We start from the raw sequence: 11,813 nt of genomic DNA on the forward strand, positions 1-11,813 counted from the left end.
GCATCTAAAAGGGACGCCATGTAAGATGGACTTTTACGAATATGGGACAGAAGGAATGAGGGCCTGAACATGTCCTCATTCTTGTATATTTCAGTCGTCACTCACGTGCAGAAAGTTTGTATGATGAGGATTAATAGAAGGAGTGAATGATTCATGGCACAAGAGAAAGTATTTCCAATGACAGAAGAAGGAAAGCGTAAATTAGAAGAAGAGCTTGAACATTTGAAAACGGTTAAACGTAAAGAGGTTGTAGAGCGTATTAAAATTGCTAGAAGCTTTGGAGACCTCTCTGAAAACTCGGAATATGATTCTGCTAAAGAAGAGCAGGCGTTTGTAGAAGGCCGTATTACAACGCTTGATAATATGATTCGTAATGCCAAAATTATTGAAGATGAAGGAAATTCAAATGTGGTCTCACTTGGTAAAACGGTGACATTCGTTGAATTACCAGACGGCGAAGAAGAATCTTACACAATTGTGGGAAGCGCAGAAGCTGATCCGTTCGAAGGCAAGATTTCAAACGATTCACCTATTGCAAAAAGCCTTTTAGGTAAACAAGTAGACGACAAAGTAACCGTTCAAACACCTGGCGGAGAAATGTTCGTCCAAATTGTAAAAATTTCATAATCACGTTTATCAGGTAAACACCTCGTCCACAATAGGGACGAGGTGTTTTTATGCGCAAAAAAAGAAGAATTCAATGGACAGGTGCGATTATTTTTATGCTATTGCTCGGTCTTCTGTTTAGACTGGCAGAAATTCAGCTGTTCTTCACAGAATCTTTTTCAAAGCTTGATATCAATTTAATACAAGAAAGTGTCAAACAGCGAACAGAAGAAGTCGTTATTTCAGACGGGCGCGGTGAGTTTTTAGATCGAAACGGCCAAGCACTACTTACAAAAGAACAGCCCGCGGTTATCTTATTTCCTTTCCTGCAATATGATCTTCCGCACCTACAGCAAACCGCCTCTATTCTTGAGATGGAAGAAGATGAACTCAAAAAACAGCTGACAGAAACGAAAAAACCTCTCATTTTAAAAGATGACATCACGAAAAAAAAGCTGAAAGACATCAATGATATGAAATATTCCGGTGTGTACGGCGTATATATGAAAGAGAAGGACAAAAAAAGACTTGCCCTCCACACATTAGGCTTCACAAGCGAGAATCCAGAACTACTCAGAAAGCGTTATCCTGACAAAAAAGAGCTTTCTATTCGTACTGAAATCGGCACATTTGGGCTGGAAAGCACCTTTGATGAATTTCTATTACCCGAGCAAGACACAAAATTGTTATATCATGTGGACGGAAGGGGAAACCCTTTGTTCGGTATGGACGTCAAATATACAGCAGAAGCTCATTCCTTTTATCCACTTCAGGTACAGACAACAATAGATGAAGACATGCAGGCTGAAATGGAGAATGTGCTCAAAGAACAAGGCGTTGAAAAAGGCGGTGCCGTTTTGCTCGACATTGAAAGCAGCAGTGTGCTGGCGATGGCGAGTACCCCAAATGTCACAAGTAAAAACCGGCATGAGGCAAGAAATTACATGCTGACAGCCATTGCACCAGGCTCTGTCTTTAAAACGGCAGTGCTTGCCGCAGCAATCGAAAAAAACCTTGACCAGCCACAAACCATGTATGACTGTCGAAAGAATTTATATGGAGAGCCTGAAGGAAAACAGGAAGTGCTGAATCTGACTGACAGTTTCTCGCAGAGCTGCAATTATACCTTTGCGACACTTGCTGAAAGGCTCATTCAAACAGATGATCAAATCATCGAAAAGACGGCTGCAAAACTTGGACTCATAGATCGAGCTGGCTGGGAAGGGGATGTCTATCATAAGCAGCACTTCAAACAGTTTGATCGTGAAGAAACAGGCAGTGTGTGGGGAGATAAAAGAGACAAGCATGTCAAAAAAGCCATTGCACAAACCGCAATAGGACAAAAAAATGTCAAAACAACTCCTCTGCAAATCGCGAATATGATGGCTACGATCGCAAGAGGAGGAGAACGAAAAGAAGTGAAAATCGCAGAAAAAGTGCTGTATCAAAATGGAACAACAATGCTGTCCTTTCAAAACAAACGGCCTGAAGCGGGCAGCATAGGCCGCTATACAGCTCAAAAACTGCAAAAATATTTAAGACAGGTGGTGACCTCTGACAAGGGAACCGGAAGAAGGTTTCAAGATTTGCCATACGATGTAGCGGGAAAATCAGGTACTGCCCAAACCGGCAGTCAAGACAAAAAGGGGAATCCGCTTTATCATAAGTGGTTTGCTGGATACTTTCCGGTAGAAAAACCAAAATACGCCCTTGTCGTTGTTCACCTTGACGAGACAAGTGGCCGGGCTAAGACAAATGATGCGTTTTATGATATTGTAAAAAAGGTCAATGAAATTGAAAAGAAACAGACATAGAACATCCCTTCATGACATGTTAGAATAGTAACGACTTAGGGAACAGAGGCAAAGGAGTGCAGAGATTTTGAGTAGAAATTCTCGATTTGAACATCGTGATAAGCGCAGAAAGGCGAATATGGTGCTTAACATATTAATTGGTATCGTTGTGGTGCTTATTTTGGTTGTCGCATCGAGTTTGTTAATTTTTAATAAGCCGAAAGATCCAGATGTAGCGAAAGAGCCATCAAAAACGGCACCTGCAACAAGTGAAAATAAACAAAACTCAGAAGAAGATGTGAAAGATCCAAAGAAAGACACATCCGATGATTCAGATGCAAAAAAAGATGATTCATCTGATCAAGACGACGAAAAGAAGAAGACAGATGATGAAGAAAAGCCTAATAAAGATGCGTTAAAAGATGCCAAAGAAACAGATGGCGGCAAAACGAGTGACGTAGACAAAACATACGAAAACGATGACTGGGAGCCTGTAGGAACAGAGCAATCCGGTTCACATACAGCAACCTATGATTCCAGCTCAAAAGACTGGAAAGAAATGATCAAAGCCATGTCTTATGCGACAGGAATTTCAGAAGATCAAATGACCGTTCTTTGGTTAGGAAATAACGGAGGTCCTCAAGATGCAAAAGGAACCATCCGTGATAAATCAACAGGTGAACGCTACCGCGTGGAAATTACGTGGGTAGATGAAAAAGGCTGGAAACCTGTGAAGGTTGAAAAATTAAGATAAACATGAAAAAAAGATAGCAGATATGCTATCTTTTTTGTTTAAACATTCGCTTTAAAATGAACAACTGCTGTATACAAAATCCGCTCATCGATCACAGTCGTTTGATGACTGACAGAATGAACGGTCAGCAGGATCGCCTGATTATGCTCAATTTGTTTCTGGATCTTTTGTTCAAGTTCTTTTAAAGACGATGCTTCAAAAAATTCAATTTTGTCCTTTAAAAAATCCAATTGAAAATCCATTTGATTCACCTCTCTGTACTCTTCATTCATCTTAATCTCTCTCCCTCAGAAGGGCAAATATTTTTCGGCCTCTCCCAGTATTTTTTAGTAGGAAAGAAACAGAAGTTGTGGTAGGATAGGAACTGTTCGACGGAATAAAACATACTATACGCATAGGAATAAATAGATAAAGTGGAGGGAAAGAAAATGGGACGTGAGTTTCTTTCTTTATTTGATCATTGGGCTGACTCTTATGACGACACGGTAAGTGGTCATGACGAGCAGTATAAAGAAGTGTTTCGCCGGTATCCGGCTATTTTAAAAGAGATTGCCCGCCGTTCAGGCCAATATGTTCTTGAGTTTGGAAGCGGTACGGGGAATCTAACAGCGCTATTGCTTGCAGCTGATAAAAACGTGTTTGGTGTTGAACCATCAGATGCCATGAAGAAAGCGGCTCTTCAAAAAGGAGTACCAGATGTATTTCATGATGGGGATTTTTTATCATTTCCAGTGCCGCCTTTTGAGCCAGATACGATCGTCAGCTCATATGCTTTCCACCATTTAACGGACGAAGAAAAAAAACAAGCCATTCACACCTATAGCAACATCCTTCACTCAGATGGTAAAATAGTCTTTGCTGATACAATGTTTCAAAATCAAGCAGTACATCAAGCTGAGATCGACAAAGCGAGAGCCGCAGGGTTCGATCAGCTTGCAGAGGATTTAGAAACGGAATATTATCCATCCATTGATGTGCTAAAGCAAATCTTTGAAGAAGAAGGTTTTAGCACGTCCTTTCATCAAATGAATGATTTTGTTTGGATCGTAGAAGCGAAGAAAAGGGAATGAAAGGATGTTTTTGATTTGAAAATCGCAGTCATAGGTGCAATGGAAGAAGAAGTGACGATTTTAAGAGACCAACTAAAAAATGCTACACAAGAAAACATCGCTGGGTGTGAATTTACAACAGGTGTTTATGAAGATAAAGAAGTGATTTTATTAAAATCAGGGATTGGAAAAGTAAATGCAGCGGTCAGCACAACATTACTGCTTGACCGCTTTCAGCCAGATTATGTGATCAATACAGGATCTGCTGGCGGTTTCCATCACTCATTAAATGTAGGTGATATTGTCATCTCTACTGATGTGAGACATCATGATGTAGATGTGACCATCTTTGATTACGAATATGGACAAGTGCCGGGACTTCCAGCTGCTTTCATTGCGGATGAAAAGCTTGTGAAGCTGGCAGAGGAATCTGCTTTAGAGATCGATCATATTCAAGTGGCAAAAGGAACGATTGCAACAGGAGATTCATTTATGAATGATCCGGATCGTGTAGCGTTTGTGAGAGAGAAGTTTCCAGAGCTATATGCGGTGGAAATGGAAGCCGCAGCCGTTGCGCAAGTCTGCCAGCTCTTTGGCACGCCATTTGTTGTCGTTCGTGCGCTATCAGATATTGCCGGGAAAGAATCCAATATCTCCTTTGATCAATTCCTTGAGCAAGCAGCGATTCACTCAACCGACCTTGTCTTGCGTATGATAAAGCAAACACAATAAAAGAAGGGGTTTCCCCCTTCTTTTCCATGCAAAGGAAGGGAATCATATGGCTGTTATAAAGGATATTACCGAATTAATTGGCCGCACACCGCTTTTAAAGCTGTCAGGGATTGGCGTCCCAGAAGGCGTTGAGGTGTATGCAAAGCTTGAGATGATGAATCCAGGTGGAAGTATTAAGGATCGTTTAGGTGACATGCTGATCAGAGAAGCATTATCATCTGGCAAACTGCGTCCAGGCGGAACCATTATTGAAGCAACTGCTGGAAACACAGGAATTGGGCTTGCCCTAAGTGCAAGGAAGCATCAATTGCAGACCATTTTTTGTGTACCAGAACATTTTAGTCAAGAAAAACAACAGGTGATGAAGGCGCTTGGTGCAGAGATTATTCATACGCCGAGAAAAGAAGGCATGAAGGGTGCCATTGATCGAGCCCTTGAACTAGAGGCAAGCCTCGACAATGCCTATTGTGTTTTACAATTTAAAAACCAAGTAAATCCATTGACTTACTACAGAACACTCGGTCCCGAATTATGGTCCGACTTAAAAGGGAATATCGATGTATTCGTGGCGGGAGCAGGATCTGGAGGAACTTTTCAAGGTTGTGCCGCCTATTTAAAAGAGCAGCATCAGGCGATAAAAACAGTGGTTGTGGAGCCTGAAGGGTCAATTTTAAATGGAGGGGATCCGGGCCCGCATAGAACGGAAGGAATTGGCCTTGAATTTATCCCGGATTATATGGAGCAGGCTTTATTCGATGAGATTTACACTGTCAGTGATGATGATGCGTTTCGAATGGTGAAAGAAGCAGCTGAAAAAGAAGGTGTTCTCATCGGCAGCTCTTCTGGTGCCGCTTTATTTGCCGCTTTAGAGGAAGCAAAGAAAGCATCACCTGGAACAGTCATTGTCACCATTTTTCCTGACAGCAGTGAGCGATATTTAAGTAAAGGAATTTATGAGGGAGGAAAATAGCATGAAACCAAAAACAATGATGATTCACAGTGGAACAACGGGTGATGAAAGAACAGGCGCCGTGTCTGTTCCGATTTACCAAGTGAGTACTTATAAGCAGCCGAAAGCAGGCGAACATACGGGGTATGAATACTCCAGAACAGCAAATCCAACAAGAACTGCACTGGAAACAGTCATTCGTGATCTTGAAGGAGGAGCAAACGGCTACGCATTTGGTTCAGGGATGGCAGCCATTACGGCTGTGATGATGCTGTTTAACAGCGGAGATCATATTGTGCTGACAGATGACGTTTATGGCGGAACCTACCGCGTCATCACAAAGGTGCTAAACCGCATTGGCATTCATGCAACCTTTGTTGACACAAGTGATCCTGAAGCAGTGAAAAAAGTTATTTTACCTGAAACAAAAGCCGTTTACATTGAATCACCAACCAATCCTTTACTCAAAATGACGGATTTAAAAGCAATCGGCGAATTGACAAAGGAAGCCAACATCTTGATGATTGTCGATAATACATTTTTCACACCGTATTTCCAAAAGCCGATTGAATATGGCGCGGACATTGTTCTGCACAGTGCGACTAAATATTTAGGCGGCCATAGTGATGTTGTAGGCGGGCTTGTCGTCACAGCGACGAAAGAGCTTGGAGAAGAACTGCACTTTGTTCAAAACTCGACAGGCGGAATTCTTGGACCTCAGGATTCATGGCTTCTCATGAGGGGGATCAAAACGCTTGGACTAAGAATGGAAGCACATCAACAAAATGCACAGAAAATCGCTGAGTTTTTAGAACAACATTCAGCTGTCACACGTGTTTATTATCCAGGTCTCGGTACTCACCCTGGCCATGAACTTGCGAAAACACAAGCATCAGGCTTCGGCGGCATGATCTCTTTTGATATTGGAAAAGAAGAACATGTCGATGTATTTTTAAGCCAGCTGAAGCTGTTTACGATCGCAGAAAGCCTTGGAGCGGTTGAAAGCTTAATTTCTGTCCCTGCCCGGATGACCCATGCGTCCATTCCAAAAGACCGCCGGGAGGAGCTTGGCATTACAGATGGTTTAATTCGTATTTCGGTCGGAATTGAAGATATCGATGATTTACTGAATGATCTGAAGCAAGGACTAAGCGCGCTGGCGAATGGATAGATTTACATGCCACTCGCTTTCTCTCACTATGTTAAGCTATGAATAGACATTGATGACGGAAGGTGAAACAAGTGAAGAAAAAGTGGAGTGGTTTAGTGACAGATTACAAGCAGTACGCTTTTATTCTGCTTGCTGTCAGCACCTTTTTATATATTGGTACAATCTTACCGAATCAGCACATCGAAGCATCTCCAAAAATGCTGATGATGGGAATAGATTGTGTTTTCTTATTAGCAGCGTTTGTTTGTGTTAAACGCGCGATTTTCTTTCAAAAGAAACTGCAAGAATTAGATGAAGATTAATTCGAAAGTCTCCTCATGTGCCTTGAGGAGGCTTTTTTTAATGAATTGGACAATCGGACAAGAATAACTGTAGAAATTTAGTCAAAAACACAAAAATCATCTATATTACTAAAAACAGGTTTACAAAATGGTGCTTGCTGGATATACTTACAAAGTAATTAAAAAAAACGTAAAGGAGGCTGAAGAATATGTTATTCGTATCTATTTGTGATCAATTCAACCAACAATTTCATCATGTCATCAGCCTGTGGAAGAGTTCGTGTCCTTCCTTTGCCTTATACGGTGCACGCTTCAAAACTGTTTAAGTAAACGAGGATTTCACACGTATCATCCATTGCAGGTTGGAAGACACTGTCTTTTGATCTGCATTTTTGTGTGCCCGCAGGTCAACTGATAAAGAAGATCTGCGGGCTGTTTCGCGTGCTGCGAACTGAAGGGAGGTGAGCGTATATGACAATCCATTTATTTTTTATTACTTTGACGATCAAGCGTAAATACAAGGACATTGAGACCGTTCTTTACGAACAAGAAGTCGAAACAATTTATGAAGAAATGAAACAGAAACAACTAAAGTATATGAACTAAAACAAGAAATGAAAAATGTGAAAAGGAGGAGATTGACATGTTTATGATGCTTGCAATGCTTGATTGTTATACGAGGGAGAAGGACCAGGTTTAGACACGCTCCACATTGATCACCTGCACATATGATAACCGTAAAAGGAGATTGTGAGGTGATCAATGAATGTCGATGTCACCATATATGAGGTTTCCGTCTGTGGGGCACGGATATACATCTATTCCGCATTCCTTAAAGCACGGGTACGGAAATCCATACCGCATGCAAAGAGAGCAAGAGGAAATGCTCAGACGTTATATGTATCAGTACCGGAATTATTGGTATTAAAGAAAAGGAGCAGGAAACGTCATGGTTTCCTGCTCCTTTTACGTTAGCAAATCCAGCTTGCACCAATGATGATCAACAAAATGAACAGTACAACAAGCAATGCGAATCCGCCTGCAAAACCGCCACCGTAGCCACCGCAGTAGCCTCCAGAATAACCGCCAAAGCCCATAATCTAGCACCACCTTTATCTAATCAAGATACATTTATAAATTATGCAGCTCATGCAGAAAACGAAATCAATCTGAGCACAAATAATGAAAACGCCTATTCAGGTTAAAAAAATTTTCACTTTCTGCGAAACATTTTCTGAAAAGGAGCGTCTTATAAAGGACAAATAAATTAGGACTAGGTCTTAATTTTTGTTAGGTGAGAGCCGATATGAAAAGTAAGAAAATTTGTAAATAGTTTATTTACTGGTGAAAAGCAGGTGTTAACATTGATTCAAAGCTGGATTGGAAAACAGATGAGGGAACCAAAAGGCTTGTTCTCAAAATGGGTTGCCCGCTATATGGAAAAAAATCATCATAATATCAATGAATGGACGCTTCAACTCTTAAATATACAAGAAAATGACCGAATTTTAGAAATTGGGACTGGAAGAGGCATCACCTTATCAAAGGTAGCAGAAAAACTTGACCGCGGAAAAGTATATGGGGTAGATGCCTCTCGTCATATGATTAAATATGCAAAAAGAAAACATAAGAAGCTTACGGAACAGGACAAAGCCGTCATTACGTTTGGTAAGGCTGAGCAATTACCTTTTGAAGACAGATCATTCAATAAATTATTTACGGTGCAGACGATCTATTACTTGAAGGATATTGAGCAAGTCATGAAGGAAGTGTACCGCGTTCTTCAAGTGGATGGAGAAGTATTTTTATCTTTCCAAAAGCAGGAGCTGATAAAGGAACAAAAACGGTCAACATCTTTTTCATCGCACAGTGAACAAGAGATCAGCCGCCTGTTTTCAGCGTATCACTTTAGAGAAGTCTCGGTTTATCACTATGATACATACATCTGTATCAAAGCCTTAAAATGATGAAAATATTTCCCAGGTAATGAACAAGCAATCAAAAAAGAGGCTCTTCGTCAGAGGAGCCTCTTTGCCTGCAATCGAATGTAAAAATAAATAAAGGCTCTTCATCAGAAGAGCCTTTTGTATGTGATGTAGGCGCCAGCCAGGTGTGTAAGGAATGATAGTATATATAAGGAATTTGTTTGTCGATTAAGGATACCTGTCTGGCTTATTTCTTATATCGACACTGTTCTGCAAAAGTTTAGCTTTTTTTTCAATATTTTCTTTTTTATTTCACTGGAAGACACATTTTTCTTTCTCACATAGACATGTACCTCCTTATTTTTCACATAATGTGCTGTTTGAAGAAGGGAATTGCCTTAGAAATAGAGAAAATTGTAGAGACTTCATTTTTAAACAAAAGGGAGGAATGAAATCATGTCGGGAAACAAAGGTGTCGTTTATAAAGGAGCAGGAAAAGTAGCAGTTGAGGATATTGGATACCCTGATTTGGTCTTAAAAGACGGCCCGGGTGTACCAAAAGCCAATGTGGGGCGCAAATGTGAGCATGGCGTCATTTTAAAAGTAGTGACGACGAATATTTGCGGAAGTGATCAGCACATGGTGAGAGGGCGTACGACTGCACCTGAGGGGCTTGTCCTTGGTCATGAAATTACAGGTGAAGTCGTTGAAGTTGGACGAGATGTAGAGTTTATTCAAAAAGGGGACCTCGTGTCCGTTCCGTTTAATATTGCATGCGGACGCTGCGTCATGTGTAAAGAACAAAAAACCCATGTGTGCTTAAATGTAAACCCGGACCGTCCAGGCTCTGCCTATGGATATGTAGATATGGGCGGATGGGTTGGCGGCCAATCCGAGTATGTCATGGTTCCATATGCAGATTTTCAGCTACTCAAATTTCCAGACAAAGATCAAGCGATGGAAAAAATACTTGATCTCACGATGCTTTCCGATATTTTCCCGACAGGTTTTCATGGTGCTTATACGGCTGGAGTAAAGCCTGGTTCGACCGTTTATATTGCAGGTGCTGGGCCAGTAGGTCTTGCAGCAGCACATTCGGCTCAGCTTCTTGGCGCATCTGCTGTGATTGTTGGAGATTTGAATGAGCAAAGACTGGAGCAGGCAAGAAGCTTTGGCTGCGAGACGATCAATTTACGAAAACACGATCGAATCGGCGAACAAATCACGCATATTTTAGGGGAGCCAGAAGTCGATTGTGCCGTCGATTGTGTCGGCTTTGAAGCTTCGGGTCATGGAGATCTGGGAGAAGCACCTGCGACCGTTTTAAATACGATTATGGATATTACCAAAGTTGGCGGCAAGCTTGGAATTCCAGGGCTTTACGTCACAGAAGATCCAGGAGCAGTGGATGCCGATGCAAAAGTCGGTTCTCTGAAAGTACGGATTGGACTTGGCTGGGCGAAGGCTCATACCTTTGTGACAGGCCAAACCCCTGTTATGCAATATCATCGCAGTCTAATGAAATCCATTTTAAGCGGAAGAGCACAGATCGCCAAAGCCGTCAATGCAACCGTCATCGACCTTGATCAAGCCCCTAAAGGATATAGTGACTTTGATTCGGGTGTGGCGAAGAAATTTGTCATTGACCCGCACGGAATGCTTTCTCGATAAATTTTTAACATGAAAGGAGCCGCTCAATAAAATGGGACGGCTCTTTATTGTGGAAAATCATATAGAATATACAATCCATTTCAAAGGGGAGGAATCAGATGAATTCAGTTCAGGCCAAAAGAAGAGTGGTAGAACAATTTGGGAGAAATGCAGAAAAGTATGTGACGAGTCAAACTCATGCAAAGGGAGCAGACCTGGATCTTATTGTTGAATGGGCAGCTCCAAAAGAAAGCTGGATCGTACTCGATATAGCAACTGGTGGCGGGCATACCGCAAAAGCACTGGCTCCATATGTGAATCAAGTGTTTGCGACGGATTTAACGAAAGCGATGCTTTCAAATACATCACTTCATTTAAAAGCGTATCCACAAATTTTTTATGTAGTAGCGGATGCAGAAAGCCTTCCTTTTTTAGATGGCACATTTGATATGGTCACATGCCGAATTGCAGCACACCATTTCCCGCACCCTGAACAGTTTGCCAAAGAGGCATCTCGTGTATTAAAGTCAAATGGTCTGTTTTGCTTTATTGATAATGTTTCGCCAAATGATGAAGAGCTTGCACTATTTATCAATCAGCTGGAACGATTGAGAGACCCAAGTCATGTGTCGTGTCTATCGGCAGAACAATGGAGGAAATTGTTTTTAGAAGAAGGGATAAAAGAAGTAAGGTCATTGGAAAGAAAAAAACGGTACCCTTTTCAAGAATGGGTCAAGCGAACAACGAAAACTTTAAAGGAGGAAGAGATCGTTACAAAATACATGTTAGATGCTAACGAGAAAATAAAGCAATATTATAGATTGAAAATGACAGAGGATGAAATAGAATCAATAGAGGTAGATGACTGGATCGCACTTTTCAGGAAAGAATAAAAGTAAATTA

At 41.3% G+C, this 11,813-nt stretch carries 15 protein-coding genes; 13 read left to right on the forward strand and 2 right to left on the reverse strand.

The features are described 5' to 3' along the window. Positions 1-153: 153 nt before the first annotated feature. The 3 genes from greA (at position 154) to NSS92_RS02270 (ending at position 3,153) form a co-directional block, all read left to right on the forward strand. Complete coding sequence (gene greA, locus NSS92_RS02260; protein WP_047202506.1) at positions 154-627, forward strand: transcription elongation factor GreA; 474 nt, start codon at positions 154-156, stop codon at positions 625-627. A 50-nt stretch (positions 628-677) separates the two neighbouring features. Continuing rightward, the gene (locus NSS92_RS02265; protein WP_340866828.1) at positions 678-2,420 is read left to right on the forward strand and encodes a peptidoglycan D,D-transpeptidase FtsI family protein; all 1,743 of its coding nucleotides are present in this window, start codon (positions 678-680) and stop codon (positions 2,418-2,420) included. Positions 2,421-2,487: 67 nt separating this feature from the next. Then, a complete protein-coding gene (locus NSS92_RS02270; RefSeq protein ID WP_340866829.1) occupies positions 2,488-3,153 on the forward strand; it encodes a YrrS family protein in 666 nt (221 codons plus the stop codon). A 38-nt stretch (positions 3,154-3,191) separates the two neighbouring features. Here the strand turns inward: NSS92_RS02270 and NSS92_RS02275 are convergent, their stop codons facing one another. Further along, positions 3,192-3,395 (reverse strand): YrzA family protein, encoded by a 204-nt coding sequence (locus NSS92_RS02275; RefSeq protein WP_048239190.1) that lies wholly within the window; start codon positions 3,393-3,395, stop codon positions 3,192-3,194. A 186-nt stretch (positions 3,396-3,581) separates the two neighbouring features. On the opposite strand from NSS92_RS02275, the gene NSS92_RS02280 reads away from it, so the two are divergent. The 7 genes from NSS92_RS02280 to NSS92_RS02310 all read left to right on the forward strand — a co-directional run bounded on the left by NSS92_RS02280 (position 3,582) and on the right by NSS92_RS02310 (position 8,263). After that, positions 3,582-4,223, forward strand: a complete 642-nt coding sequence (locus tag NSS92_RS02280; protein ID WP_267587236.1) for a class I SAM-dependent DNA methyltransferase — start codon at positions 3,582-3,584, stop codon at positions 4,221-4,223. A gap of 15 nt (positions 4,224-4,238) precedes the next feature. Next, positions 4,239-4,934, forward strand: coding sequence for a 5'-methylthioadenosine/S-adenosylhomocysteine nucleosidase (gene mtnN / locus NSS92_RS02285; RefSeq protein ID WP_024423101.1), 696 nt, complete (start codon positions 4,239-4,241; stop codon positions 4,932-4,934). A gap of 46 nt (positions 4,935-4,980) precedes the next feature. Then, a complete protein-coding gene (locus tag NSS92_RS02290) occupies positions 4,981-5,904 on the forward strand; it encodes a PLP-dependent cysteine synthase family protein (RefSeq protein WP_267587237.1) in 924 nt (307 codons plus the stop codon). Between the two features lies 1 nt (position 5,905). After that, positions 5,906-7,054: a bifunctional cystathionine gamma-lyase/homocysteine desulfhydrase gene (locus NSS92_RS02295; protein ID WP_340866830.1), complete on the forward strand. Its 1,149-nt coding sequence runs from the start codon at positions 5,906-5,908 to the stop codon at positions 7,052-7,054. 71 nt (positions 7,055-7,125) lie between these two features. Continuing rightward, positions 7,126-7,356, forward strand: coding sequence for a YrhC family protein (locus NSS92_RS02300; RefSeq protein ID WP_048238968.1), 231 nt, complete (start codon positions 7,126-7,128; stop codon positions 7,354-7,356). A gap of 450 nt (positions 7,357-7,806) precedes the next feature. After that, complete coding sequence (locus NSS92_RS02305; protein ID WP_065214597.1) at positions 7,807-7,941, forward strand: YrzI family small protein; 135 nt, start codon at positions 7,807-7,809, stop codon at positions 7,939-7,941. A 166-nt stretch (positions 7,942-8,107) separates the two neighbouring features. Further along, entirely contained in the window at positions 8,108-8,263 is a 156-nt protein-coding gene (locus NSS92_RS02310) for a hypothetical protein (protein ID WP_267587553.1), read from the forward strand. A 43-nt stretch (positions 8,264-8,306) separates the two neighbouring features. Here NSS92_RS02310 and NSS92_RS19455 read toward each other — a convergent pair whose 3' ends face one another. Beyond that, the gene (locus NSS92_RS19455; RefSeq protein WP_008342643.1) at positions 8,307-8,432 is read right to left on the reverse strand and encodes a YjcZ family sporulation protein; all 126 of its coding nucleotides are present in this window, start codon (positions 8,430-8,432) and stop codon (positions 8,307-8,309) included. Positions 8,433-8,699: 267 nt separating this feature from the next. On the opposite strand from NSS92_RS19455, the gene NSS92_RS02320 reads away from it, so the two are divergent. The 3 genes from NSS92_RS02320 to NSS92_RS02330 all read left to right on the forward strand — a co-directional run bounded on the left by NSS92_RS02320 (position 8,700) and on the right by NSS92_RS02330 (position 11,803). After that, entirely contained in the window at positions 8,700-9,302 is a 603-nt protein-coding gene (locus tag NSS92_RS02320; protein ID WP_324290907.1) for a class I SAM-dependent methyltransferase, read from the forward strand. 414 nt (positions 9,303-9,716) lie between these two features. Then, positions 9,717-10,931: a formaldehyde dehydrogenase, glutathione-independent gene (gene fdhA, locus NSS92_RS02325; RefSeq protein WP_340866831.1), complete on the forward strand. Its 1,215-nt coding sequence runs from the start codon at positions 9,717-9,719 to the stop codon at positions 10,929-10,931. Between the two features lie 98 nt (positions 10,932-11,029). After that, positions 11,030-11,803 (forward strand): class I SAM-dependent methyltransferase, encoded by a 774-nt coding sequence (locus NSS92_RS02330; RefSeq protein WP_340866832.1) that lies wholly within the window; start codon positions 11,030-11,032, stop codon positions 11,801-11,803. The last annotated feature ends 10 nt before the right edge of the window (positions 11,804-11,813 follow it).

The organism is Bacillus sp. FSL M8-0166, from assembly GCF_038008825.1.
Classification (GTDB): Bacteria; Bacillota; Bacilli; order Bacillales; family Bacillaceae; genus Bacillus; species Bacillus safensis.

Excerpts from the sequence above, each read along its gene's own strand:
- NSS92_RS02275 (WP_048239190.1), bottom strand. The coding sequence starts at position 3,395 with ATGGATTTTCAATTGGATTTTTTAAAGGACAAAATTGAATTTTTTGAA.
- NSS92_RS19455 (WP_008342643.1), bottom strand. The coding sequence starts at position 8,432 with ATGGGCTTTGGCGGTTATTCTGGAGGCTACTGCGGTGGCTACGGTGGC.
- NSS92_RS02310 (WP_267587553.1), top strand. The coding sequence starts at position 8,108 with ATGTCACCATATATGAGGTTTCCGTCTGTGGGGCACGGATATACATCT.
- NSS92_RS02280 (WP_267587236.1), top strand. The coding sequence starts at position 3,582 with ATGGGACGTGAGTTTCTTTCTTTATTTGATCATTGGGCTGACTCTTAT.
- NSS92_RS02330 (WP_340866832.1), top strand. The coding sequence starts at position 11,030 with ATGAATTCAGTTCAGGCCAAAAGAAGAGTGGTAGAACAATTTGGGAGA.
- NSS92_RS02305 (WP_065214597.1), top strand. The coding sequence starts at position 7,807 with ATGACAATCCATTTATTTTTTATTACTTTGACGATCAAGCGTAAATAC.
- NSS92_RS02265 (WP_340866828.1), top strand. The coding sequence starts at position 678 with ATGCGCAAAAAAAGAAGAATTCAATGGACAGGTGCGATTATTTTTATG.
- NSS92_RS02295 (WP_340866830.1), top strand. The coding sequence starts at position 5,906 with ATGAAACCAAAAACAATGATGATTCACAGTGGAACAACGGGTGATGAA.
- fdhA (WP_340866831.1), top strand. The coding sequence starts at position 9,717 with ATGTCGGGAAACAAAGGTGTCGTTTATAAAGGAGCAGGAAAAGTAGCA.
- greA (WP_047202506.1), top strand. The coding sequence starts at position 154 with ATGGCACAAGAGAAAGTATTTCCAATGACAGAAGAAGGAAAGCGTAAA.
- NSS92_RS02290 (WP_267587237.1), top strand. The coding sequence starts at position 4,981 with ATGGCTGTTATAAAGGATATTACCGAATTAATTGGCCGCACACCGCTT.